25 protein-coding genes are annotated in these 24,642 nt (G+C 61.6%); 13 read left to right on the top strand and 12 right to left on the bottom strand.

What is annotated here, in order from left to right; all coding sequences use genetic code 11:
• Positions 1-11 precede the first annotated feature (11 nt).
• From LQ220_RS04460 to LQ220_RS04450, 3 genes are read left to right on the top strand one after another with little or no spacing between them, the layout of a single operon-like run.
• On the top strand, positions 12-584 hold the full coding sequence (locus tag LQ220_RS04460) for a DUF1285 domain-containing protein (RefSeq protein WP_230187052.1): 573 nt from the start codon (positions 12-14) through the stop codon (positions 582-584).
• Complete coding sequence (locus tag LQ220_RS04455) at positions 581-1,192, top strand: CoA pyrophosphatase (RefSeq protein ID WP_230187051.1); 612 nt, start codon at positions 581-583, stop codon at positions 1,190-1,192. Before LQ220_RS04460 ends, LQ220_RS04455 begins: the two co-directional genes overlap by 4 nt.
• A complete protein-coding gene (locus tag LQ220_RS04450; RefSeq protein ID WP_230187050.1) occupies positions 1,173-2,384 on the top strand; it encodes a CCA tRNA nucleotidyltransferase in 1,212 nt (403 codons plus the stop codon). Before LQ220_RS04455 ends, LQ220_RS04450 begins: the two co-directional genes overlap by 20 nt.
• On the opposite strand, the gene LQ220_RS04445 is transcribed toward LQ220_RS04450, so the two are convergent.
• The 11 genes from LQ220_RS04445 to LQ220_RS04395 all read right to left on the bottom strand — a co-directional run bounded on the left by LQ220_RS04445 (position 2,348) and on the right by LQ220_RS04395 (position 14,231).
• Positions 2,348-4,105 carry a bifunctional diguanylate cyclase/phosphodiesterase gene (locus tag LQ220_RS04445; protein WP_230187049.1) on the bottom strand — a complete coding sequence of 586 codons (1,758 nt, stop codon included), beginning with the start codon at positions 4,103-4,105 and terminating at the stop codon, positions 2,348-2,350. The two genes, LQ220_RS04450 and LQ220_RS04445, sit on opposite strands and share 37 nt — an antisense overlap.
• Positions 4,106-4,174: 69 nt before the next feature.
• Positions 4,175-6,481: a DNA topoisomerase IV subunit A gene (gene parC, locus LQ220_RS04440; RefSeq protein WP_230187048.1), complete on the bottom strand. Its 2,307-nt coding sequence runs from the start codon at positions 6,479-6,481 to the stop codon at positions 4,175-4,177.
• 172 nt (positions 6,482-6,653) lie between these two features.
• Positions 6,654-7,259 (bottom strand): 50S ribosomal protein L9, encoded by a 606-nt coding sequence (rplI, locus tag LQ220_RS04435; protein ID WP_230187047.1) that lies wholly within the window; start codon positions 7,257-7,259, stop codon positions 6,654-6,656.
• 13 nt (positions 7,260-7,272) lie between these two features.
• A complete protein-coding gene (gene rpsR / locus LQ220_RS04430; RefSeq protein ID WP_104953020.1) occupies positions 7,273-7,497 on the bottom strand; it encodes a 30S ribosomal protein S18 in 225 nt (74 codons plus the stop codon).
• Between the two features lie 13 nt (positions 7,498-7,510).
• Complete coding sequence (rpsF, locus tag LQ220_RS04425) at positions 7,511-7,945, bottom strand: 30S ribosomal protein S6 (protein ID WP_230187046.1); 435 nt, start codon at positions 7,943-7,945, stop codon at positions 7,511-7,513.
• A 220-nt stretch (positions 7,946-8,165) separates the two neighbouring features.
• The gene (locus LQ220_RS04420; protein WP_230187045.1) at positions 8,166-8,549 is read right to left on the bottom strand and encodes a hypothetical protein; all 384 of its coding nucleotides are present in this window, start codon (positions 8,547-8,549) and stop codon (positions 8,166-8,168) included.
• Positions 8,550-8,704: 155 nt separating this feature from the next.
• On the bottom strand, positions 8,705-9,088 hold the full coding sequence (locus LQ220_RS04415; RefSeq protein ID WP_230187264.1) for an RcnB family protein: 384 nt from the start codon (positions 9,086-9,088) through the stop codon (positions 8,705-8,707).
• Positions 9,089-9,210: 122 nt separating this feature from the next.
• Complete coding sequence (locus tag LQ220_RS04410; RefSeq protein WP_230187263.1) at positions 9,211-10,419, bottom strand: ABC transporter permease; 1,209 nt, start codon at positions 10,417-10,419, stop codon at positions 9,211-9,213.
• Positions 10,419-11,120 carry an ABC transporter ATP-binding protein gene (locus LQ220_RS04405; protein ID WP_230187044.1) on the bottom strand — a complete coding sequence of 234 codons (702 nt, stop codon included), beginning with the start codon at positions 11,118-11,120 and terminating at the stop codon, positions 10,419-10,421. Before LQ220_RS04405 ends, LQ220_RS04410 begins: the two co-directional genes overlap by 1 nt.
• Positions 11,110-12,747, bottom strand: coding sequence for an efflux RND transporter periplasmic adaptor subunit (locus tag LQ220_RS04400; protein WP_230187043.1), 1,638 nt, complete (start codon positions 12,745-12,747; stop codon positions 11,110-11,112). Before LQ220_RS04400 ends, LQ220_RS04405 begins: the two co-directional genes overlap by 11 nt.
• Positions 12,744-14,231, bottom strand: coding sequence for an efflux transporter outer membrane subunit (locus LQ220_RS04395; RefSeq protein WP_230187042.1), 1,488 nt, complete (start codon positions 14,229-14,231; stop codon positions 12,744-12,746). Before LQ220_RS04395 ends, LQ220_RS04400 begins: the two co-directional genes overlap by 4 nt.
• 189 nt (positions 14,232-14,420) lie before the next feature.
• On the opposite strand from LQ220_RS04395, the gene fabD reads away from it, so the two are divergent.
• From fabD to mltG, 6 genes are all read left to right on the top strand, one after another.
• A complete protein-coding gene (fabD, locus tag LQ220_RS04390) occupies positions 14,421-15,356 on the top strand; it encodes an ACP S-malonyltransferase (RefSeq protein WP_230187041.1) in 936 nt (311 codons plus the stop codon).
• A gap of 45 nt (positions 15,357-15,401) precedes the next feature.
• Complete coding sequence (locus LQ220_RS04385) at positions 15,402-15,821, top strand: GxxExxY protein (protein WP_230187040.1); 420 nt, start codon at positions 15,402-15,404, stop codon at positions 15,819-15,821.
• An 11-nt stretch (positions 15,822-15,832) separates the two neighbouring features.
• Complete coding sequence (gene fabG / locus LQ220_RS04380) at positions 15,833-16,573, top strand: 3-oxoacyl-[acyl-carrier-protein] reductase (RefSeq protein ID WP_230187039.1); 741 nt, start codon at positions 15,833-15,835, stop codon at positions 16,571-16,573.
• A gap of 130 nt (positions 16,574-16,703) precedes the next feature.
• Positions 16,704-16,937, top strand: coding sequence for an acyl carrier protein (locus tag LQ220_RS04375; protein ID WP_006950224.1), 234 nt, complete (start codon positions 16,704-16,706; stop codon positions 16,935-16,937).
• A gap of 179 nt (positions 16,938-17,116) precedes the next feature.
• Positions 17,117-18,376: a beta-ketoacyl-ACP synthase II gene (gene fabF, locus LQ220_RS04370; RefSeq protein WP_230187038.1), complete on the top strand. Its 1,260-nt coding sequence runs from the start codon at positions 17,117-17,119 to the stop codon at positions 18,374-18,376.
• A gap of 10 nt (positions 18,377-18,386) precedes the next feature.
• A complete protein-coding gene (gene mltG, locus LQ220_RS04365) occupies positions 18,387-19,358 on the top strand; it encodes an endolytic transglycosylase MltG (protein WP_230187037.1) in 972 nt (323 codons plus the stop codon).
• A 58-nt stretch (positions 19,359-19,416) separates the two neighbouring features.
• Here mltG and LQ220_RS04360 read toward each other — a convergent pair whose 3' ends face one another.
• Positions 19,417-19,626, bottom strand: coding sequence for a hypothetical protein (locus LQ220_RS04360; RefSeq protein WP_230187036.1), 210 nt, complete (start codon positions 19,624-19,626; stop codon positions 19,417-19,419).
• Positions 19,627-19,984: 358 nt separating this feature from the next.
• Here LQ220_RS04360 and LQ220_RS04355 point away from each other — a divergent pair, with 358 nt between their 5' ends.
• From LQ220_RS04355 to LQ220_RS04340, 4 genes are all read left to right on the top strand, one after another.
• On the top strand, positions 19,985-21,151 hold the full coding sequence (locus tag LQ220_RS04355; RefSeq protein WP_230187035.1) for a glycoside hydrolase family 5 protein: 1,167 nt from the start codon (positions 19,985-19,987) through the stop codon (positions 21,149-21,151).
• Between the two features lie 142 nt (positions 21,152-21,293).
• Positions 21,294-21,842 (top strand): glutathione peroxidase, encoded by a 549-nt coding sequence (locus LQ220_RS04350; protein WP_230187034.1) that lies wholly within the window; start codon positions 21,294-21,296, stop codon positions 21,840-21,842.
• Positions 21,843-21,894: 52 nt separating this feature from the next.
• On the top strand, positions 21,895-23,319 hold the full coding sequence (locus LQ220_RS04345; RefSeq protein ID WP_230187033.1) for a M20/M25/M40 family metallo-hydrolase: 1,425 nt from the start codon (positions 21,895-21,897) through the stop codon (positions 23,317-23,319).
• Between the two features lie 11 nt (positions 23,320-23,330).
• On the top strand, positions 23,331-24,641 hold the full coding sequence (locus LQ220_RS04340; RefSeq protein ID WP_230187032.1) for a M20/M25/M40 family metallo-hydrolase: 1,311 nt from the start codon (positions 23,331-23,333) through the stop codon (positions 24,639-24,641).
• The last annotated feature ends 1 nt before the right edge of the window (position 24,642 follow it).

Genomic DNA, 24,642 nt, shown 5'->3' with positions numbered 1-24,642 from the left:
ATCTCCACCTTATGCCTATGCCGCCCCTGCCCGATCTGGCCTCCCTGTCGCTTGCCGAGATCGTGCGGCTGATGGAGGAAAAGAAACTGCCCCCGGTGGCGCAGTGGAACCCGACGCATTGCGGCGACAGCGAAATGCGGATCGCGCGCGACGGGACATGGTTTCATCAAGGCTCCCCCATCGGTCGCGAAGCCATGGTGCGCCTGTTTTCCACGATCCTGCGTCGCGAGTCGGATGGCAGCTATGTGCTGGTCACGCCGGTCGAGAAGCTCTCGATCGAGGTGGAGGACGCACCCTTCACGGCGGTCGAGGTGAAGAGCGATGGTGTAGGGCAAAACCGCTCGCTGGCGTTTCGGCTGAACACCGGGGAAATCGTGGTCGCCGATGCCGATCATGCGATAGAAATCCGCAGGACCGATGAAGGCCCGCGTCCCTATCTGCATGTGCGCGGCGGGATGGATGCGCTGATCGCTCGCGCGGTATATTATGAGCTGGTCAATCTGGCGCTGGAAGACGAGGCAGAGGATGCGCAGCCCGGCGTCTGGAGTGGCGGCACGTTCTTCTCCGTGGGCCTGCCCGAATGACGCTGGCCAGAAGGCTGCGGGCGGCACTGGAGGAAGGACACAGGCGCACCGATACACCCGACTGGATCCAGACCGTCGATCCCCGTATCGAAGGAAGCGTTGTGCTCGCGCCTGCCGCCGTGCTGGTGGCGATCACGGACAGGGCGAACCCGGGACTGATTCTGACCCAGCGATCTTCGCGCCTGCGCAAACATGCCGGGCAAGTCGCCTTTCCGGGCGGCAAGGTCGACGACAGCGATGCCGACGAAATCGCGGCAGCCCTGCGCGAAGCGGAGGAAGAAATAGGTCTGGCCCCGCATCATGCGCAGATCATCGGCACCAGTGATCGGTACAGCACTTTCACGGGGTTCGATATCATACCGGTGCTCGCGGTAATTCCCCCTGACCTTCCCTTACAGGCGCAGCTCGATGAAGTGGACGACTGGTTCGAAGTCCCGCTTGCCTTCGCCCTTGACCCCGCCAACCGCACGCGCAAGGAACTCGAATGGGATGGCGCGGCACGACATTATTACGAGATCGACTGGCAGAAGCGGCGCATCTGGGGGATCACCGCGGCGATCCTTGCCAATCTTTCGTGGAGGCTGGGCTATGATCGCAGCCCTGCCTGATGCTGAGTGGCGGCACCGTGCGAGGCTGAGCGATTTGCTGGATGCACTCGATGCGTCACAGGGTAGTGCGCGCTTCGTGGGCGGCGCGGTGCGCGATACGCTGTTGGGGCATGTCGTTGCCGACGTGGACATTGCGACGGTGCATAGCCCGCAGGACGTGGTCCGGCGACTGACCGACGCGGCGATCAAGGCCGTACCGACGGGCATCGATCATGGCACGATTACCGCCGTGCTGGACGGTTGGCCGGTGGAAATCACGACCTTGCGCCGTGACGTAGCGACCGATGGGCGTCGCGCGACAATTGCCTATACCGACGACTGGCGCGAGGATGCGGCACGGCGCGACTTCACGATCAACGCCTTGCTGGCCGATCCGGTGACGGGCGAGATTACCGATTATTTCGGCGGTCTGGCGGATCTGGAAGCCGGAACGGTGCGCTTCATCGGCGACCCCGAAGCGCGGATTGCGGAAGATCATCTGCGTATATTGCGGTTCTTTCGTTTTTACGCGCGCTTCGGCAAAGGCGCGCCCGATGCGGCGGCCTATGCTGCCTGTATAGCGCAGTCCAACAGCCTGATGGCTTTGTCCCGCGAACGCATCGCCGATGAGTTGCTAAAGTTGCTGGCCCTGCCCGATCCCGTGCCTGCCCTGCGCCTGATGGCGGAAGGCAAAATTCTCCTGCCGGTGCTGCCGGAGATAGATGGTGCGGGAGTTGGCCGTCTCGAAACTCTGACCCAGAGGGAGAGCGCTGCGCGTGTCGGCTTTTCTCCGCTACGACGCCTTTGCGCCTTGCTGCCTAGCGATCCGACCGTAGGGGATTCTGTGGCGGCGCGGCTCAAGCTTTCGAACAAGGCGCGCAAGCGGATCGTCAGCGCTCTTTCCCCCCATGCTGCAAAAGCCCAAGCGAAGCAGCTTGCCTATTGGCTGGGGACGGAAAGTGCGATCGACCAATTATTGCTGGACGACACAGTCACGCCGGATAGCATCGCATCGTTGCGGGAATGGACCCCGCCTGCTCTACCGATCACCGGTGGCGCGCTGATCGCACGGGGATTGCCCGCCGGGCCGGATGTTGCCCGGGCGCTCAAGGATGTCGAACTGGCCTGGGTAGAAAGCGGCTTTGCGGACGGAGAACCGATGGACGCGATTATCGATCAGACGCTTTCGAAGTTCCAGCGTGCGCGCCAATAATCGAAGGCGTCGGCTTCGGGCAGTGCCCGGGAGAAATGATAGCCCTGCCCCTGCCAGCAACCCAGCTTTTGCAGCGCCAGTGCAAGCTCCTGCGTCTCGATACCTTCGGCCGTGACGTGGAGGTTGAGCGATTCTGCCAGCGAAAGAATGGTGCGCACGATCGCGTTCTTGTCGCGGTCGGTAATCATGCCCGACACGAAACTCCGGTCGATCTTCAACAGATCGATGGGCAGGCTCTGCAAGCTGGCGAGGTTGGAATAGCCTGTTCCGAAATCGTCCATCGCAATGGACGCGTCCAGACTTTTAAGCGCGGCCAGCACCTGCCGCGCCTTGTCCGGATCGGCAATGATGGCGCTTTCGGTTAATTCGATCGTGAGGCGATGCCCAGCTATCCCGGCATAGCGCAAGGATTCCTCGACCACCGACGGCACGTCATCCCGACCCATCTGGATGGGGGAAAGGTTGACGCTGATTCCCAGCGGCAACACCTGGCCTTGTTGGCGGTCCCACTTCGCCAGCGTCTGGGTGGCTTCGTACAAGGCCCATCGTCCCAGCGGAACGATCAGACCGGATTCTTCGGCCACCGGGATAAACTCGGCGGGAGACACCTCCCCCAATTCCTCGTCGTCCCAGCGCGCAAGGGCTTCGAATCCCGTGACTTCGCCCGACTGGAGATGCACGAGCGGTTGGTAAGCGAGGTGAAGCTTCCCATTGGCCAACGCTTCGCGCAGACGACTTTCCAGGGTGAATCGCCGATGTGCTTCCTTCAGAACACCTGGACGATAGATTTCGAGCTTTCCACTTCGCTTGGCAATCTTGACCGCGGCCTGCGACTGACGAACGACGTCATCAGCATCGTCCGAAACGCCGGACGATAGCGCGCAACCGATGGCGCAATCGACGCTGATCTGCAAATTGGTCAGCCGTACTGGCGACGCCAGCGCGTCGTTGATCCGCTGAACGATGTATAAAGCATCCGACAGCCCATTGTTGAGACGCGCGAATACGGCGAATTCATTGCCCCCGATACGGGCCAATACGTCGCCTTGGCGCAGACTGGACTTAAGGCGTTTGGCGACGGTGATGATGAGTTCATCCCCCGCCAGCGGCCCCAGCGATTCGTTGACGCGGCTGAAACGGATAAGATCGATCGCCAGAACGGCAAAGCTGCCGCCGTCCGTCAGCGGGCTGAGCTTCAGCCGGTCGTCGATCTCTTCGCCAAAGCCGGTACGATTGGGTAATGTGGTAAGGCTGTCGGAAAGCAATTCCCGACGCAGGTTCTTTTCCATCACCCGTTCGTTGGTGCGATCGATAGCCGTGAACAAGAGGCGAGTCGGCCCCTGATCGTCGCGCTCCAGTCGACCTATCGTACAGGCAAGGAATTCAGCGCCCAATCGGCCTTCCCTGCATATTTCGAAACTATCGGAAACACGGCCGGACGCGTAGAATTTTTCCACCCGTGCCGTCCAATCCAGCCCACTGTCCGCCTGGGTGCAGACGAAGCCATCATGACCTTCGGGAAAGGTGTCGGCGAATACGCCATTGGTCAGTTCTACCGCGAGCGCATCACCTTTTACTGCAAGTATGGCGGCAGCCTGCGGCAGAGCATGTAGCCATCCTGCCTCGCTTTTTGGCGCGCATACACGTTCGCTATGACCGGTCGACGCACAAATGCGTTCCAGCTCTTCAGCAATCGTAAAGCGCGCAGTTTCAGCGTCCATATGTCCCGAATACGGACATTAAGTAAATTATTTGAAAACCGAAACGAAAAACTGCGTTTGTGTAGCCACTTAGCCGAAGCGATTGTCGCGCGGGAATCCAGTGGGCGGCATTCTGCCCGCTGCGCCGCGGGTGACGCGCCATGGCGTCATGTCGCTCTCCGTCCGGGTACGCCCGGTATCGCCGCCCATCGCCCAACTGAGACCGTTGGCAAGCGTGAAACTGATCGCGTCCGACAAACCACCGTCGCGATAGCGCTGCATCTGGACGCCTTGGCCCCGCGCCATCTCCGGCAGTTCGGTAAGGGGAAAGACGAGAAGCTTTCGATTGTCGCCGATAACGGCAACACTGTCCGCGCCCGCTTCGATCTGCCGAACGATGGACAGGCGTGCGCCGGGGCGGACATTGACGACTTGCCGACCCTTTCGGGTTTCGGCGATGATGTCGTCGGTGACAGCCAGAAAGCCGCGCCCGTCGGTTGCTGCGAGCAACAGCTTGCCGCCCATTTTGTTGGCCATCATCGCAACGATCTCCGTCGCATTGTCGAGGTCGATCATCAGGCGCACGGGTTCGCCAAAACCTCGCCCGCCGGGGAGTTTGTCGGCGCCCAATGTGTAGAATCGACCATTGGCGCAGGCGATCAACAGCTTGTCGGTCGTCTGCATATGGACCGGCGCGCCCCAAGGACCGTCGCCTTCCTTATATTTGACGCCTGCGATGGTGGCATCGTCGACATGGCCCTTCATCGCGCGAATCCAGCCGCGTTGAGACAGGATGACGGTGATCGGCTCCCGGTCGATCATTGCTTCGAGCGGAATTTCACGCGCAGGACCAGCTTCGGCGATCAGTGTGCGGCGCTTGCCCAGCAGCGTTTCGGGGCCATAGCGCTTGCGCAGCGCGGTCAGGTCACGCTTTAGCTGCGTTCGTTGACGGGCGGGGCTTTCGACCAGCTTCTCTAGCTCCTCGCGCTCCTTGACGAGTTCGGCATGTTCGCGGCGGAGTTCCATTTCCTCCAGCTTACGCAAGGAGCGCAGGCGCATGTTGAGAATGGCTTCGGCCTGCCGGTCGTTGAGGCCGAATTCGGCCATCATGACTTCTTTGGGTTCATCCTCGGTGCGGATGATCGCGATCACCCGGTCGAGGTTGAGATAGGCGATGATGTAGCCATCGAGCAGTTCGAGGCGAGCGGCGATCTTTTCCAGCCGGTGCTGGGCACGGCGGACCAGCACCTCGATCTGGTGCTTGAGCCATTCGACGAGGACTTCGCGCAGACCCATGACGCGCGGCGTATGGCTGGCGTCCAGCACATTGAGGTTGAGACTGAACCGATTTTCGAGGTCGGTCAGGCGATACAGGCTGTCCATCAGCACGTCGGGGTCGACCGTGCGGCTGCGCGGTTCGATGACGATGCGGATTTCCGCGTCGGACTCGTCGCGAATGTCAGCGAGAATCGGCAGCTTCTTGTCGTTGATAAGCGCCGCGATCTGCTCGATCAGCTTCGACTTGGGAACCTGATAGGGGATTTCGGAGATGATAAGCTGCCAGGTGCCATTGGCCAGCTTTTCCGGCTTTACCACCCACTTGCCGTCCACCATTTCTCCGGCGAAGCGCGCGCGGGTTCGGAAGGAACCGCGGCCGGTGGCGTAGGATTCCGAAATGCTGGCGGGGCTTTCCACGACGATGCCGCCGGTGGGGAAATCGGGGCCAGTGACGATCTGCATCAGGGCCGCATGGTCGGCATCCGGCTGGTCGATCAGGAGCAACGCCGCGTCGATCAGTTCATGGACGTTATGCGGCGGGATGCTGGTCGCCATGCCGACCGCGATGCCCGACGCGCCATTGGCGAGGAGATTGGGGAACAGGCCGGGGAATACCTCCGGCTCTTCGTCTTCGCCATTATAGGTGGGGCGGTAATCGACGGTTCCTTCGTCCAGCCCCGCCATCAGGTCCGACGCCGCCTGCGTCAGCCGCGCTTCGGTGTAGCGCATGGCGGCCGCGTTATCGCCATCGATATTGCCGAAATTGCCCTGTCCATCGACGAGCGGCGTGCGCAGCGAGAAGTCCTGCGCGAGACGGACCATCGCGTCATAAACCGACGTGTCGCCATGCGGGTGATATTTGCCGATGACGTCGCCGACGACGCGGGCGCATTTCTTGTAGCTGGTCGTGTTGCGCACCGGATCGGGATTGCTGGGTTCCAGCTTGAGCAGCCGCATCGCCCAAAGCAGGCGGCGATGCACGGGCTTCAGACCATCGCGCAGGTCCGGAAGCGAACGCGCGGTGATCGTGGACAGGGCATAGACAAGATAACGTTCGGACAGCGCGGCGTCGAAAGGATGGTCCTTGATGCTGTCGAACGGGTCGCGGAAATCACTCATCGCGGGGTGAATAGCAGGGCGTGCGCGTTGAGGCGAGAGGGGAGTGAGGCCCCAGGCCCACTATCCTGCCCGTCATTCCGGCACAGGCCAGGGAACAACCAAATAAGTCGACACGCAAAAAGGGCCGCCCGGTCTGTACCGGGCGGCCCTTTTGTCTCGCGAGAGAAGAGGCTTACGCTTCTTCCTGCGTTTCTTCGACGTCGTCCGTGGGTTCCGAAGCGATTTCGCCCGGTTCCGCGTTCGGATCGTATGCTTCGGTGAAGCCGGCTTCGTCCTTTTCGAACATGCTGGCCATCACGTCGACGCCGTCCTTCTGAAGCTCGGCTTCTTCCGGCGAACGGGCTACGTTCACCTGAATGTTCACGGCGACTTCGGGGTGCAGCGAAACCTTGACGTCGAACAGGCCCAGGGTCTTGATCGGGCGTTCCAGCACGATCATTGCCTTGGTCACATTCGTCACGCCATCGGCCTGCAGCGCTTCGATGATGTCGCGAACCGACACCGAACCGTACAGCGCACCGGCGTTGGACGACTGACGAATCAGCACGACCTGCTTACCGTCGACGTCGCTCGACGATGCCTTGGCGGCTTCGCGACGGGCATCGTTGTCGGCTTCGATCTTCGCGCGGTTAGCTTCGAAGACCTTCTTGTTGGCATTGTTGGAGCGCAGCGCCTTCTTGTTGGGAAGAAGGAAGTTGCGGGCGTAGCCGTCCTTCACGGTGACGATGTCACCGATCGCGCCGAGCTTCTCGATCCGTTCGAGCAGAATGATTTCCATGAGATCTATTCCCTCACTTCACGATGTAGGGCAGCAGGCCGAGATGGCGTGCGCGCTTGATGGCCGTTGCCAGCTCGCGCTGCTTCTTGGCGGAGACTGCCGTGATACGGCTCGGAACGATCTTGCCACGTTCGGACACGAAGCCCTGAAGCAGACGAACGTCCTTATAGTCGATCTTTGGTGCGTCCTTCGCAGCGAAGGGGCAGCTCTTGCGGCGGCGGAAAAATGGGCGTGCCATGGTCTAGTTCTCCTTATTCGCCAGCTTCGTCGCGGTCGCGACGGGGACGGTCACCACGATCTTCGCGGGGACCACGATCGCCACGCTCACCGCGTTCACCACGGCCACCGCCGCGTGCATCGCGTTCCTGCTTGCGCATCATCACCGAAGGACCAGCTTCCAGCTCATCGACCTTGATGGTCATGTAGCGGATGATGTCTTCGTTGATCTGCGTCTGGCGCTCCAGCTCTGCCACGACGCCTGCGGGGGCATCGATGTTGAGCATGACGTAGTGCGCCTTGCGGTTCTTCGCGATCTTGTAAGCGAGGCTGCGAAGGCCCCAGGTTTCGGTCTTGATGACCTTGCCCTTGTTGTCTTCGACAATCTTGGTGGCGATTTCCGCCAGCGTGTCTACCTGCGCCTGTGCCAGATCCTGGCGCGCAAGAAACACATGCTCATAAAGAGCCATGAGTCTTCCTTTATCTTGGCCGATCGCTGACGCCGCCCCATGCGAACGCCCCTCCGGCTATCGTCTATGCATTCTTCCCAAATACAGATGGAGTCGCCTCGCCGCGTTTGGGAAGCGGGCGCTATGGTCGAAAGCCCGGAAAATAGCAAGCGGCGATGACGGCCACAAAAGACAAGAGGCGCACCTTGCGATGCGCCTCCTGCCCTTGTCGAACTATCGGTCAGCGACAGCGCTGGATCGTCGTCCATTCCCCGGCGTAATCATCGTAATAACGATCGGTGGAGCAACTGCGGTATCCGCGATAGCCGCCGCGATAGGGACGGTAGTTGTCGCGATAGTAACCGCGGTCATAATAGCCGTCGCGATAATAGCCTCTGCGATTGTAGCCACGGTAACCCCGGTCGTAATAGCGATCGCGCGCACTGGAAGCGATGGCCGCGCCCAGTGCGAGACCGACTATGCCGCCTGCAACTGCCGCACCGGCACCGTTGTTATGGTGGCGATAGCCGCGATATCCGTAACGCTGCGCCTCCGCCGGTGCCGCGCTGATCGCCAGAGTGGCGCACGTGGCAATGGCAAGAGCGCCCTTTTTCCATTTGTTCATGATCATGGTCCTTCAGCTTTCAAGCCATTGACCGGACGCACCGGGATCAAGGGCGATGAGAGACTTAACCATCCGGTCGTTGAATGGATGCTGAAGGTGGCTGTAAACAGACGTTAATATGCCCCCTCTCCCTTTAGGAAGAGGGGGCAGGAGATTTACCGGATCGCGTTGCCGATCACGGCGCCGATGATGCCACTGGTAAGGGCGATCATCACTGCGTCATTGCCCGACCGAACCCACTGATAACCGCGCGGCGGCGTGTTCAGGCGGTAATTGCGATAGTCGTTGATCACGCGATAATTGGTTGCCTGACGACGGTCGAAACGCTGACCCTTGGCCCAACGATGGTTCTTGTAACCCCGATTGTCGAACTTGCGCACGACCTGCTTCTGCTTGACGACGGTGCGGCCGTTCGCCTTGTGCTTTACGGTCGTCTTGACGACCTGCTGGCGGTTCGGCTGAGCCTGTGCCTGAGTTGCAAGGATAGGGCTTGCGACCATCGTGGTAGCGGCCAGAGCCATTAGAAACTTCTTCATGATCCGTATCCTTTTCATGTCCGGCGCCAATCGCGGCGTCTGACTATGAAATAGGAAGCGGGTGTATCGCGGATGTGTCAGGCGATGGGCTTAAGTGTCTGAAAATGTATCAGACACTTAAGCCGTCATTCGTGTCGCAATGCGTCGATAGGATTGAGGGAAGCAGCGCGGCGGGCCGGAAAATAGCCGAAGACAACACCGATGGCCGCCGAGAACAGGAAGGCGAGCACATTGATCTTCAGGTCGAAAATGAAAGGCACCTGCATCAACGGCGCAATGGCAAGGGATGCGACCAGCGCAAGGCCAAGACCGATCAGGCCGCCGAGGCACGATAGCACGATGGCCTCGACCAAGAATTGCAGCAGAACTTCCTGCGCTACAGCGCCGATGGCGAGGCGGATGCCGATTTCGCGGGTGCGCTCGGTCACCGAGACCAGCATGATGTTCATGATGCCGATCCCACCGACCAGCAGCGATATCGCGGCCACTGCACCGACGATCTGCGTCAATATGGTCGTGGTGCCAGTCAGCGTATCGGAAATCTGCTTGGTGTCGAAGACGTTGAAATTGTCCGCCGAGCCGGGCTTTACCTTGCGCCGCTCGCGCATGAGCTGTTCGAGGCTGTCCTGAACGGTGCCGCTGTCATACGCATCGTCGACCGCGACCATGATGAGGCCGATATCCCGATTGCCGGTGAAGCGGCGTTGCACGAATTTTATCGGCATCACGACGACATCGTCCTGATCGTTGCCGAACCCGCCCTGCCCGCGCGTCGCCAATAAGCCGATGACCTGACAGCTTACGCCCTTGATACGGAAGCGCTTGCCGATGGGGTCAGCTTGCCGGAACAGGTTGTTACGCAGCGTCGATCCGATGATGCAGACGGGCTTTCCGGCTTCTTCCTCCTCCGGCATGAACAGCCGTCCGCTGTCGAGTTTCCACTGCTGCGCTTCGAAATAGGCGGCGGTGGTGCCGTTGACGGTCGTGTTCCAGTTGGACCCCTCGTAGATGGCGATGCCGCTGGTCGATGCTTGCGGTGCGACGGCGCGGACGCCGGTAAGCTGATTGGCGATGGCGGTCACGTCATCCGGTTCGAAGTCCGGTGGCTTGGGACCGCCGCCGCCGCGCCCAAAGCCCTGCCCCGGTCGCAATTGCAGGATATTGGCGCCAAGGCTGCTGATCTGTTCCCGCACGGCTGCAGTCGCGCCATTGCCCAGCGTCGTCATGGTGACGACCGCGGCCACGCCGATGATGATACCCAGTGTCGTGAGGAAGGAGCGCAGCTTGTGCCGCGCGATGGCGCGGAAGGCGAGCGTGACAGTAGTGCCGATGATCACGCTGCCTGCCCCTTTTCGATGCGTTCGACCAGACCGTCCTTGAAATGGACGATGGTGCGGGCGAAGGCAGCCATGTCGGGTTCGTGGGTCACCATCAGGACGGTGATGCCGCTGTTGCGGTTGAGATCGGTCAGCAGTTCCATGATCTCCACCGACCGTTCCGAATCGAGATTGCCGGTCGGTTCGTCGGCTAGCAGAACATCGGGCGACGTGACGATGGCGCGGGCGATGGCGACGCGCTGCTGCTGTCCGCCGGACAGTTCGGCAGGCGTGTGATCCCACCAGGGTTTCAGGCCGACCTTGTCGAGCGCGGCCATGCCGAGGTCATAGCGTGTCTTTTTATCCTCACCGCGATACAGCAAGGGCAGCTCTACATTTTCGAGCGCGGTGGTGCGCGAGAGCAGATTGAACCCCTGAAACACGAAACCCAGATAGCGGCGACGCAGCAAGGCGCGCTGATCCCGGTCGAGCGTTTCGACATGATGATTGCGGAACAGGAATGTCCCGGCGGTCGGTACATCGAGGCAGCCCAAGATGTTCATCGTGGTCGATTTGCCCGAACCCGATGGACCCATCACCGCGACGAAATCGCCGCGTTCGATGTCGAGGTCTATGCCCTTGAGCGCCTGAAACAAGGTCGCGCCGCTGCCATAATCCTTGGTAACGCCCCGCAAGCGGATGATCGGATCATTCGCCATTGGCGTCTCGTTGTGCGCGGCGCGCTTCGCGGCGGGCGCGCATTTCTTCGCGCTGTTCGGGCGTGAGGCTGTCCATAAAGGCGCGGCGTTGTTCGGGGGTCATGTCGCGCAGGCGTGGGCGGTCGGCTGTCATAGTTGTCGGCGCAGATGTGGCGTCTTTACGCGGCGCGGGCGTCGCGGCGGCAGGTGCGCTGCTGTTGCCGGCGGGCATGGCTGGCGCGGCGGGCGGCGGCGTTGCGGGTCCACCCTCGCGCTTACGTCCGCCTTGGCCACGGTCTGCAGCATCGCGTTCGGGCGGTTGTTCCTGTCCGGCGGCAAGCTGTCCGGTGATGACGCGGGCGCCTTCCTTCAGGTTGCCGCTCTGGATGACAGTGCGGGTGCCATCGCTTTCGCCGACGATGACGTTCACGGCTTGCGGCTTGCCATCTTCGCCGACGACGTAGACGGTCTGGCTGCTGCCTGCACCGAAGTTCACTTGCTGCGTGGCGCGATTGCCGCGACGGGGGCGCGCGACCAACTGGCTGGTGATCCCGCCCCCACTCTTGCCGCCCGCGTCCGGTTTGAAGCGCAAGGCGGCGTTGGGGACGAGCAGCACGTCCTTAAGCTGCTTTGCGACGATGTCGGCGGTTGCGGTCATGCCGGGGCGCAATGTTTCGTCGCTGTTGTTGACGGAAAGCACCGCCGTATACGCCACGACGGTATTGGTGGTCGCTGCCGCCGTAGTGGACGACGATGAGGACGTGGTGCTGGCATTGGACCCCACGTTCACGCGATTAACGCGAGCAGGGAACGTGCGGCCGGGAAACGCATCGACGGTGAAGGAGGCGTCCTGACCATTGGCCACCTGCCCCACATCGGCTTCGTCCACGGCCACTTCGACTTCCATCTGCTGCAGGTCTTCGGCGATGGTGAACAGCACCGGCGCGTTGAAGGATGCCGCAACGGTCTGCCCCGGCTCGATGGAGCGCGACAGGACCACGCCGGTTACGGGCGATATGATCTGCGCAATGTCGAGATTGGTCTGGGCGCTGGACAATTGCGCCTGTGCCACTGCAATCTGCGCCTGCGCAGAGCGTACCTGCGCCTGTGCCTGCGCATAGGTGGCGCGTGCGGAGTCGAGTTCGGTCTTGGCAGGGACGCGACCGCCCGAAAGCTGGAACACGTTCAATTGCCGATCCAGTGTCGCTTTTGCTAGCGCGGCGGCGGCGCTCGCCTGCGCGACGCTTGCCTCGGCGGAGGCAACCTGCGAGCGGTTCTGAATGACCGCATCCTTAAGTCGACGCGTGTCGAGCTCAGCAAGGCGCTGTCCCTTGGTGACGCGATCGTTCACGTCGACGTAAACCTGCGTAATCTTGCCCGACTGTTCGGAACCCACATCCACCTGATTAATGGGTTTGAGATTGCCGGTCGCTGATACGGTAACGGTCAGGTCGCCCCGGCGCACTTCGCGGGTCGAGTAATTGGGCTGATCCTCACCAGCAAAGCAGCGCGACAGGAGCAGGAGGAGCAGCAATAAGCCGACACCTGAAACACCCCATTTGATCCACTTCTTCCACGGCTTTTCCGGCTTAACGCCCAGAAAATCATCCAGATTATCCTGCGGTGCGGGTGTCAAATCTTGCGTCATTCGGGGAGTCCGTTCGGGGCGTTCGGGGTATGGGTGTCAGGGGTCGGGCCGTTCGTGGTTTGCCAGCCGCCGCCCAGCGCGCTGTAAAGCTGTGCCACGGCCTGCACCTGATCGGCGCGCGCAGTGGCCAGTCCGTCGCGGGCGGACAGGAGCGATTGTTCTGCAGTAAGGAGCGTCTGGAAGTCGGTGAGGCCTGCCTGATACTGGCTGCGCGCGAGGATGGCGCTGTTGTTGGCCGCATCATAGGCGATCAGCAGTTGCGTCACGCGCTGACGCGCATTGCGGTCAGCGACCAGCGCGTTCTCCACATCCTCCAGTGCGACGAGCACAGTCGATTTATAGGCGGAGAAGGCCCCGCGCGCTGCCGCTTCCTGCGCGCGCACGCGGGAGGCCGTTGCGCCGCCGTCGAAGATGAGTTGCGCCAGATTGCCGAACAGGCTGCCGGTGATGATGTCGCCCAGACTGCCCAGCGACAGCGCACTCGTGCCGACATTGCCGCTGATGCTGAGTTGCGGATAGAGCGCCGATTCCGCGACGCCGATCCGCGCCGTTGCGGCGGCAAGCGCGCGTTCCGCCTGTCGCACATCGGGCCGCTGGCGGAGCGTGTCGGCGGGGATGCCGGTCGCAATATCGGTGGGTGCGGTTGGGACCGGCGCAGGCGTTTCGAGGGCGCGGGTCGCTGCGCCCGGTGCCTGCCCCGTCAGCACGGCGATGCGGTTGAGCGCATTGGCGAGGCCGGTTTCGATTTGCGGAATGGCCGCCGTTTGCTGTGCGAGTTGAGCGCGGGCCTGTTCCTGATCGAGCGACGATACCAACCCCGCCTCGACCCGCCAGCGGGCGATATCGAAATTGTCCTGCGCGGTGGCAAGTTGCTCCCGCGCGATCTTCAGCCGTTCCTGTGCCAGACGGGCGCTGATATAGGTGCGGACGGTTTCGGCGATGATGGAAGTGCGGACGCTGGCGAGGCTATAACCCGACGCTTCCAAGTCCGCGCGCGACGCTTCGACGGTGCGACCGATGCGCCCAAACAGGTCGATTTCCCAGCTTGCGCGCAGGCTGCCGGAATATTGGTTGGAACTGCCGCCGCCGGAGGAGTTGCCGACGACATTGCCGTTGGAATCGAGGATGGCACCGGACGTGCCCTGCCGGAAGTTGCGGCCACCGCTGCCCGATGCACTGAGCGATGGCACATAGCTTGCGCCTGCCTGCCGCAGCGCTTCGTTGGCCTGATCCAGTCGCGCGACGCCCTGAGCGATGTCGAGGTTGTTGGAAATTGCCTGCTGGATCAGCCCATCCAACACCGGATCGTCGAAGCTGCGCCACCAGTCCGCCAGCGCGGCGTCACTGAGCGCAGCACCCTGCCGCGTGGTGTAGGCATCGGGGACGCCCAGCGACGCGGTGACAGGTGCGCGATACTCCGGTCCAACGGCACATGCCGACAGCGACAGCGTCGTTCCGATCAGCAGGACAACAGGATAGCGCACGGATTTCCTTTGATTGGGCCGGTGATGGGCCGGGAAAATGGCGACGCACCCACCCAGTGCTTGCGCCGGGCTGAATGCGTATCTAGTTCCTGCCCAATTCGCGACGGAGGCTCAACGGCTTTTGTGTCGTAAAGTGTAACAGGTGCGAAACGGTCGCTGGATTTGGCCGGTTCGCAAGGTGGAGGATGTATGCGGGCGTTTCTGTTTCCCGGTCAGGGTAGTCAATCGGTCGGCATGGGCAAAGCCCTGTCGGATGCCAGTCCGGCAGCGCGCGAGCTGTTTCAGGAAGTCGACGATGCGCTGTCGCAGAAGCTGTTTCGCATCATGGTGGAGGGGCCGGAAAGCGACCTGACGCTAACCGAAAACGCGCAGCCTGCGATCATGGCCAATGCTCTGGCGACATTGCGGGTGATGGAAAAGGAAGGCGGGCTGCGGCTGGCCGAGAAAGCCGATTTCGTCGCAGGGCATAGTCTGGGCGAATATAGCGCCTTGTGTGCGGCGGGTGCGTTCGATGTGGCGACGACGGCGCGGCTGTTGAAGCTGCGCGGGCAAGCGATGCAGGCAGCGGTGCCGGTGGGCGAAGGCGCGATGGCGGCATTGCTGGGCGCGGATATCGAGAAGGCGCAGGCGCTGGCCGATGCCGCAGCAGAGGGTGAAGTCTGCACGGTCGCGAACGACAACGATCCGTCGCAGGTGGTGATTTCCGGGCATCGCGGTGCGATCGAGCGGGCGATTGCGCTGGTGAAGGAGCATGGGATCAAGCGCGGTGTGCTGCTGCCCGTTTCCGCGCCTTTCCATTGCCCGCTGATGCAGCCAGCCGCCGATGCGATGGCGGTAGCGCTGGCCGAGGCGGCGCTGCGTGCGCCGGTGGTGCCAGTCTATGCCAATGTGCTGGCCGCGCCGATTGCGGCGCCGGACGACATTCGGGCGCGGCTGGTGGAGCAAGTCACGGGCCGGGTCCGCTGGCGCGAATCCGTGAGCGCGATGTGGGAGGCCGGGGTCGCGGACTTCGTGGAACTGGGCGGCAAGGTACTCGGCCCGATGGTGAAACGCATCGCCCCGGACGCGACCGTGACGAGCATCGTGACGATGGACGATATCGAGGCGGCGCTGGCGAAGTTGTAGGATTTTTCGCGCGGAGACGCTGAGACGCGGAGACGCGGAGGGTTTGTGACCGATATCGATCGTATTAGCGGAGATGTTCTGGATACGGCCTTGCGCATTCACCGTGAACTTGGCCCGGGTCTGCTGGAAAGTGTTTATGAAATAGTGCTTGCGGGAAAACTCGTTTCCATGGGCTATTCGGTGGCGCGCCAGCGGCCCATCGATATAGAATTTGAAGGGATGCGATTTGACGCAGCCTTCCGCATAGACCTTTTGGTGGAAGAACGGTTGCTCGTGGAAATAAAATCTGTGGAACGCATCAATGCCGCGCATTCAAAACAGCTTTTGACCTATTTGCGCCTGACCGGGCAGCCGGTCGGGCTTCTCATCAACTTTGGCGGTGCCACGCTGAAAGAAGGCGTCCGCCGCCTCGTAAATGACTATCACCCCTCTGCGTCTCCGCGTCTCCGCGTGAACCAAATCTAATGGAGCTTTCTATGTTCGACCTCACAGGAATGACCGCCCTTGTTACGGGGGCATCGGGCGGGATTGGGTCCGCTATTGCCAGTGCGTTGGTGGCGCAGGGCGCGCGGGTGGCGTTTTCGGGGTCCAATGCGGAAAAGCTGACGGCGTTTGCCAGCCAGTTTTCGGGCGATCATGTTACCCTGCCCTGCAACCTGTCCGATGGTGCCGCCGTCGATGCGCTGGTGCCTCAGGCTGTCGAGGCGCTGGGCGGGAAGCTCGATATACTCGTTAACAATGCAGGCGTGACGCGCGACAATCTGGCGATGCGGATGAAGGATGAAGAGTGGGATCAGGTGATCCGTATCAATCTGGAAGCGGCGTTTCGTCTGTGCCGTGCCGCAGCCAAGCCGATGATGAAAGCGCGCTTTGGCCGGATCATTTCGATTACATCCGTTGTGGGCGTAACGGGCAATCCGGGTCAGGCCAATTATGCCGCATCGAAGGCAGGGCTGATCGGTATGTCAAAGGCATTGGGGCAGGAACTGGCAACACGCGGCATAACCGTTAATTGCGTTGCGCCGGGATTCATCCGGTCGGCGATGACCGACGCGCTGAACGACGCGCAAAAGGAAGCGATTACAGGCAAGATCCCGGCGGGCAAGCTGGGCGAAGGCGACGATATCGGCGCCGCTGTGGCCTATCTGGCGAGCCGCGAAGCAGGCTATGTGACCGGCCAGACGCTGCATGTGAACGGTGGAATGGCCATGATCTGATGCGCCGGACCGATCCAAAGCACAGGTGGCGGCGCATTTGTTGCCTCTTGCCTAGCGCTTCCCTTGCCACTAGGGCGGGCTGAACAGATATTCATGTCCCAATCGCACTACCCAGAAAGAAGGACCACCCATGAGTGAGACCGCAGATCGCGTTAAGAAAATCGTCGTCGAGCATCTGGGCGTCGAAGCCGAGAAGGTTACGGAAGACGCAAGCTTCATCGACGATCTGGGCGCAGACAGCCTCGACATCGTTGAGCTGGTGATGGCGTTCGAAGAAGAATTCGGTGTCGAAATCCCTGACGATGCGGCTGAAAAGATCGGCACCGTCAAGGATGCGATCGATTACATCGACAGCAAGCAGTAAAGACGGACTTCGCTCGCAGCGGGCATAAACACCCCGCCGTGAGACGAGCCGACACAAGGTTGAGCGGCTCTCCGTCCCCGGTATCCGGTGGAAGGGGGGCCGTTTCCTTTTATTTTCTTATTTACGCCGGTCGGTCTTTGCCCGACGGGTGACAAGTCTGATTTTGACGGAGCGGGATTATGCGTCGTGTTGTCGTAACGGGTCTGGGAATGGTCACGCCGCTGGGTGCAGACGTTGAGACGGCGTGGAAGAACATCATCGCGTCGAAATCCGGCGCGGCGACGATCACCCGCTTCGATGCCACCGATTATGCGTGCCGCATCGCCTGCGAAGTGAAGCCGGCCGATCATGAATATGGGTTCGACCCCAATCTGCGCGTCGATCACAAGGTTCAGCGGCAAGTCGATCCGTTCATCATCTATGGCATCGATGCCGCCGGACAGGCGCTGGAAGATGCGGGCCTGACGGATGCTTCCGAAGAGGAGCGTTACCGCATGGGCGTGTCGATCGGATCAGGCATCGGCGGCCTGCCCGGTATCGCCAGCGAATCGATTGTGCTGCACGAAAAGGGGCCACGCCGCGTGTCGCCGCATTTCGTGCATGGACGGCTTATCAACCTGATCTCCGGTCAGGTGTCGATCAAATATGGTCTGATGGGTCCGAATCATGCTGTCGTGACGGCCTGCTCGACGGGCGCGCATTCGATTGGCGACGCTGCACGGATGATCGCGATGGACGATGCCGACGTGATGCTGGCGGGCGGCGCGGAAGGCGCGATCTGCCCCATCGGCATTGCCGGTTTCGCGCAGGCGCGCGCGCTGTCGACCAATTTCAACGACACCCCCGAAAAGGGATCGCGCCCCTATGACAAGGATCGCGACGGTTTCGTGATGGGCGAAGGCGCAGGCGTCGTCTGTCTGGAAGAATATGAACATGCCAAGGCGCGCGGTGCGAAAATCTATGCCGAAGTGATCGGCTATGGGCTTTCGGGCGATGCCTATCATGTGACGGCACCGCATCCCGAAGGTTCGGGCGCGTTCCGATCGATGGAAATGGCGATGCGCAAGTCGGGTCTGGCGCTGTCCGACATCGATTATATCAACGCACATGGCACCTCCACGCCGATGGGCGACGAGCTGGAACTGGGCGCGGTACGCCGCCTGTTCGGCAGCGACATCGGCGCGCTGTCCATGTCGTCGACCAAGTCGGCCATCGGCCATTTGCTGGGCGGCGCGGGCGCAGTCGAAGCGATTTTCTGCATTCTTGCGATGCGCGACCAGATCGTGCCGCCGACGCTGAACCTCGACAATCCGTCGGATGGCTGCGCGGGCGTCGATCTCGTGCCGCATGTCGCCAAGGAGCGGAAGGTGAAGGCCGTGCTGAACAACAGCTTCGGCTTTGGCGGGACCAATGCCAGCCTCGTCATGAAGGCGCTGTAAGGGCCGTTCGATGCGCCGTGTTGGATGCCTGATCCTGCTGGTCTGCGTGGCGGCACTGGCGTTCGTGGCGTTTCAGTTCGTGCATGGCTGGACGCAGGACGGGCCATCTAAGAGTGCCAAGACGGTCGTGATCGCCGATGGCGCGACGCTGACCAGCGCGGCGGTGCAGTTGAAGCGCGAAGGGCTGATCCTGTCCGCCGACGCGTTCCTGACACGGGCCAAGGTGTTCGGGTCGGGCAAGGCAATCAAGGCGGGCGAATATGCGATTCCCAAGGGCGCGAGCAATTCGGAAATACTGACGATCCTGCAGGGCGGCAAAGCCGTCACGCGGCTGATCACCATTCCCGAAGGTATGCCGTCGATCCTGGTGTATGAGCGGTTGAAGGCCGTGGATGACCTGACGGGTGAACTCGACGTGCCCGCCGAGGGCAGCGTGTTGCCGGACAGCTATGCCTATGAAAAGGGTGAGCCGCGCGCCGCCGTGCTCAAGCGGATGCAGGCGGCGATGACCAAGGCGCTGGCGACGATGTGGGCGGAGCGTAGTGAGGACGCGGTCGTCACATCGCCGCGCGAGGCGATCATTCTGGCGAGCATCGTGGAGAAGGAAACTTCCGTCGCGACGGAGCGGCCCACTGTGGCGGGCGTCTATGGCAACCGGCTGCGCAAGGCGATGATGTTGCAGGCGGACCCGACGATCATCTACCCGATTACCAAGGGGAAGCCGCTGGGCCGCCGTATCCGCAAATCGGAAATCGCAGCGGTGAACGATTATAATACATATGCGATGACGGGCCTGCCCAAGGGGCCGATTGCCAATCCGGGGCGGCTGTCGATTGTCGCGGTGTTGAACCCTGCGCCGACCAAGGCCCTGTATTTCGTGGCCGATGGCAAGGGTGGGCATATCTTCGCCGATACGCTGGAACAGCATAACGAGAATGTGCGTCGCTGGTTCGAGATCCGGCGCCAGCGTGGCGAGCTATAGGGCGCGACACTGCGCGCCCATCGCCTGTGTCAGCAGGGGGACTTGGCCCCCTACCCCCTTACTTCGTGGCGTAGTCGCCGGTGACAGCGCCGAAGACTTCGCGTGCGTGCACCTTGGCAGCGGTCGCGGTCTTGAAGGTTTCGGGCTGCAGCGTGGAGGTGACCAGCGGATAACCCTGCGAATTGTAGCGGGTTTCGCGAACGGTCAGGCGGAAAAGGCCATCTTCATCCTTATTGACCAAAAACGGGCGGACAGCACTGGACGACATGGGTTCTTCTCCATCACATGCCCGGCAAAGGGCGTAAAAAGGCAGGCAAAGCAGCACGCGCAGCCTGTTTCATCGACATCCGAATAATCCGGGCGCTTCGATGACCGGCCGCGGCGTTCGTGCAAAGTGCAACCAGTGACGAGCAATCGTCCCGCACGCGACATTTGCTGCATAGCGGCATAGTCACAAAATAGCAACGCCAAGGGGGCACCTGTGGAGTCTGCGCGTTGCCGGAGGAAGAAGACACGCCACACAACAGCTTGTTAACTATATTCCCATAGACCCGGTTTTCAGAGTGAAATCAGGTAGATGGCATGTCGTCCTGACGGTTCACCGCTTCGCAACCGGAACGAATTTTATGTCACCTCGATCGCTATCGCTGCCTCTCCTCACTGTGCTGCTGGCGTCCTGCGGCGGGGGCGGCGGGACAAGCGCCACGCCTGCCTCTGCCACACCGCCCGTCACGATTCCCACGTCGCCCTCCCCCGGAAGCGGGAGCGCGATGCCAACGCCGACGCCTGCGCCCACGGCGGCGAAGGTGGCGTTCGGCTATACGCTGGCACCGGCCGCGCGACCGTCGAAGGGCAACGCCCTGCCGCTGGGCAAATGCGTGAACATGGGCGGGATGCTGGAGCGCGAGATCGAAGGCGATATTTTCGGACGCCCGATCCGCGATGACGATTTCCGCACCATCCGTGCCGCCGGGTTCGATACCGTGCGCCTGCCGGTCAAATATTCCGCGCACACGGCGGCGACCCCACCCTATGCCATTGAGGCCGCACTGATGGCGCGCGTGCGGCACGTGGTCGACCTGGCCGTAGCCGCGGACCTCAACATCATCATCGATCTGCATCACTATATAGACGTGCAGCAGTCCCCCGTTGCCGAGCGGGAGCGTTTCCTAGCGATCTGGCGGCAGATTGCCGAAGCGCATCGCAGCGATGGGCCGAAGGTGTGGTTCGAGTTGCTAAATGAGCCGAGCCATGAATTCTGGAGCAAGGTCAGCACCTGGGACATATTCACGCCCGCGATCCAAGAGATCCGGAAGACAAACCCGACACGACCGATCGTCGTGGCCGGCAATTATGGCAGCAAGGTCGAATCGCTGGCGACATTCGATATTCCCTTGGACGATCCCAACCTGATCCCCACCTTCCACTTTTACGAGCCGAAGGAATTCACGCATCAGGGCGCGAAATGGACGACGCTGGACTATCCCATGGGTCGCGCGTTGCAGGACAGCGATCGGGCGGCGATCGATACAGCAGTCACGCGCGTCAAAGAGTATATGAACCGCACCGGGCGCGTGCCGTTTCTTGGCGAATATGGCGCCTATGATATTGACGGCATCGCCGTTGCCGACCGCATACAATATTACGGGCTGGTGAGTTCCGCCTTTGCCTCCATCGGCGTGCAGAGTTGTGCTTGGTCCTTCACCAACGGCTTTTCGCTATATAATAAGACGGGGTGGATACCGGGGATGCTGGATGCGGTGCAGACCACTACGACGGTGACGCCCAACTAGGCGGTTGGCCCCTCCGCCCAATTTGGCGCTAAACATATGGCCGCGATGAACAGGCAATTCGATGCCAAAGAGTCCCCGCCTTCTGCTTGCGCCTCCGCTCCAGCCGCTCTAGCCTCCTGTAAAACCTACAGGAGTCTCCCCCATGACCACTGCTCTGCAAGACATTCCGCTCAAGACGATCCGCGATGGCGATGCCAGCCTGGCCGACTATGCCGGGAAGGTGGTGCTGGTCGTCAACGTCGCGTCCAAATGTGGGCTGACGCCGCAATATGAAGGGCTGGAGAAGCTCTATTCGGACTATAAGGATCAGGGGCTGGTCGTGGCCGGCTTTCCGGCGAATGATTTTGCGGGACAAGAGCCGGGGACGAACGAGGACATCGCGACGTTCTGCACCACCAATTTCGCAGTGGATTTCCCGATGTTCGCCAAGCTGGTGGCGACCGGGCCGGACAAGCATCCGCTTTATGCGGCGCTGACCGAGGCCGCGCCCAAGGCGTCGGGCGATGGCGATGCGTTTCGTGAAAAGCTGCGCGGATATGGCATGACGCCGAATCCGGAGCCGGAAGTGCTGTGGAATTTCGAGAAGTTCCTGATCGCAAAGGACGGCACGGTTGCTGGGCGGTTTGCGCCGACGACCGCTCCGGACGATACGGAACTGGTCGCTGCCATCGAAGCGGAACTGGCGAAGTAGATTTCGGGGCGCAATCCGCTTTCGCCACCACATTCATAAAACAGGGAACATCATGCGCGCACATTTGCTGGCGTGGACCGCCATATTGCCGCTGGCCATTGCCACTTTATCTCCCGCTCGCGCACAGACGCCTGCGCCACTGACCGCCGATCAGGCGGCGTTTCGCGATCTGTTCAAGGAACTGGTGGAAACCAACACGACGGTGTCTTCGGGCAGTTGCACGGCGGCGGCGGAGAAGATGGCGGTGCGGTTGAAGGCGGCGGGGTATAAGGACGATCAGCTTACGCTGTTTTCCGTGCCGGAGTTCCCCAAGGATGGCGGGCTGGTCGCGGTGCTGCCGGGGACGAGCAGGACGTTGAAGCCCATGCTCCTCCTTGGTCATTTGGATGTGGTGGAAGCCAAGCGGGAAGACTGGACCCGCGATCCGTTCACGATGGTCGAGGAAAACGGATATTATTACGCGCGTGGCGCATCCGACATGAAGGGGATGGTCGCCGCGTGGGTCGACATCATGGCGCGGCTGAAGAAAGACGGCCCTGCCCCCAAGCGCACGATCAAGCTGGCGCTGACCTGTGGTGAGGAAACGGGCGGGCGTTTTAATGGCGCGAAGTGGCTGGCCGAAACCAAGCCAGACCTGATCGCCGCGGAGTTCGCTTTGAACGAAGGCGGCGGCGGACGGACCGATGGCAAGGGCAAGGTCGTCGTCCAGTCGATGCAGATCGGCGAGAAATCGAACCGCAATTTCAGGATCGAAGCGACCAATCCGGGCGGGCATAGTTCCATCCCCGTGCGGGAGAATGCGATCTACGATCTGGGCGATGCGTTGGCCAAGGTGCGGGATTACGGGTTTCCGGTGACGCTGAACGACACGACGCGGGCTTTCTTTGCGCAGGCTGGCGCATCGCGTGGCGACGATATGGGTCGGGCGATGGTGGCATTGTCGAAGAACCCGAATGATGCCAGCGCATTGGCGATGGTGACGTCCGATCGCGGGTATAACAGCACGTTGCGCACCACTTGCGTCGCGACGACCATCGCGGGGGGCCATGCGGAAAATGCGTTGCCGCAGCGGGCCTCGGCCAACGTGAATTGCCGCATCTTCCCCGGCGAAACCGCCGAGACGACGCAGGCAGCGTTGGTGAAGGCGATCAACAACCCCGCGATTACGGTGACACTGGTTGGACGCATCCGGCCAATTGCGGTGCCGCCGCCGCTCGATCCGCGCATCATGGGTCCGGCGGAAAAGCTGGTCGCGAAATATTTCCCCGGCGTGCCGCTGGTGCCGAGCATGTCGACGGGCGCAACCGACGCGACGTATCTGGGGGTGATCGGCATTCCGACTTATGGTGTGCCGGGTGGCTGGGGCGATCCGGATGGCAATGGCGCACATGGATTGAACGAACGCCGCGAAATTACGTCGCTGATGGTCGGGCGCGATTTTCTCTATGATCTCGTCACGGCTTACGCCAGCAAATGAGGCTGCATTCCATGAACCTTCGTTCCACCGTCGCCTTGATGGCGATGAGCCTTGCCCTGCCCGCCCATGCGGCGTTGTCGCCTGCCGAAACGGCGATGAGCCGCACGGTGGATGCTGAATATGAGCGGTCGATTGCGCTGCTCGAAAAGCTGGTGAACCAGAACAGCGGGTCGCTGAACCTTGCTGGCGTCGAGGCGGTCGGCAAGATGGTGACACCAGAGTTGAAAGCGCTGGGCTTTGCGGTCGAGTGGAAGCCGATGCTGGCGGCGAAGCGCGCGGGGCATATCGTTGCCACACACAAGGGGAAGCCGGGGACGACGAAGATGCTGCTGATCGGGCATCTCGACACCGTGTTTGAGCCGGATTCGCCATTCCAGACATTCGCGCGGGCGGGCGACAAGGCCAAGGGTCCGGGCGTAGCCGATGACAAGGGCGGGATGGTCGTGATGCTGTCTGCGCTGCGGGCGATGCAAGCGGCGGGGACGCTGAAAAACGCGAACATCGAAATCGTTCTGACGGGCGACGAGGAAGATAGCGGCGAGCCGCTGGACGTGGCGCGCGCGGACCTGATCGCGGCGGGCAAGCGAGCCGATGTGGCACTGGATTTCGAAGGGCTGTCAGTCGTGGACGGCGTGGACATGGGGTCGATTGCGCGGCGATCCTCCAATAGCTGGACGCTGACGGCGACCGGGAAATCGGGGCATAGCTCCGGCATCTTCTCAGCATCGGCGGGCGAAGGCGCGATATATGAGCTGACGCGGATCATTGCGACGTTTCGCAAGGAACTGCCCGAGCCGAATCTGACGTTCAACGTCGGCATCATCGGCGGCGGGCAGAGTGCGGAACTCGACAAGGACGGTGTGCGGATCGCGGCGACGGGGAAGACCAACATCATCCCGTCCATCGCCATCGCGCGGGGTGACTTCCGCACACTGAGTCAGGATCAAACGGACCGCGTGATCGCGAAGATGAAGGCCATCGTCGAGGCGCATGCGCCGGGGACGAGCGCGACGATCCTGATCGACCAAGGCTATCCGCCGATGGCCCCGACGCAAGGCAATCGCGGGCTGCTGACCAAGCTGAATGGCATCAACGCGGATCTGAAATTGCCGCAGATGCCTGCGCTCGATCCGTTGAAGCGGGGCGCAGGGGATATTTCCTTCGTCGCGGCGGATACCGATGGGCTGGTCGGTTTCGGTGTAACCAGCGAAGGCGATCATACGCCCGAAGAAACCGCCGATCTGGACAGCATCAAACGGCAGGCCAAGCGGGCGGCGATATTAATGACGCGGCTCAGCATGGAGCCGGGGCGCAAGAAGTAAA

This window comes from Sphingobium sp. CECT 9361, from assembly GCF_918741285.1.
Lineage (GTDB): Bacteria > Pseudomonadota > Alphaproteobacteria > Sphingomonadales > Sphingomonadaceae > Sphingobium.
The sequence above is the reverse complement of the archived record's forward strand: the minus strand, read 5'-3'. Positions and strand labels throughout refer to the sequence as shown.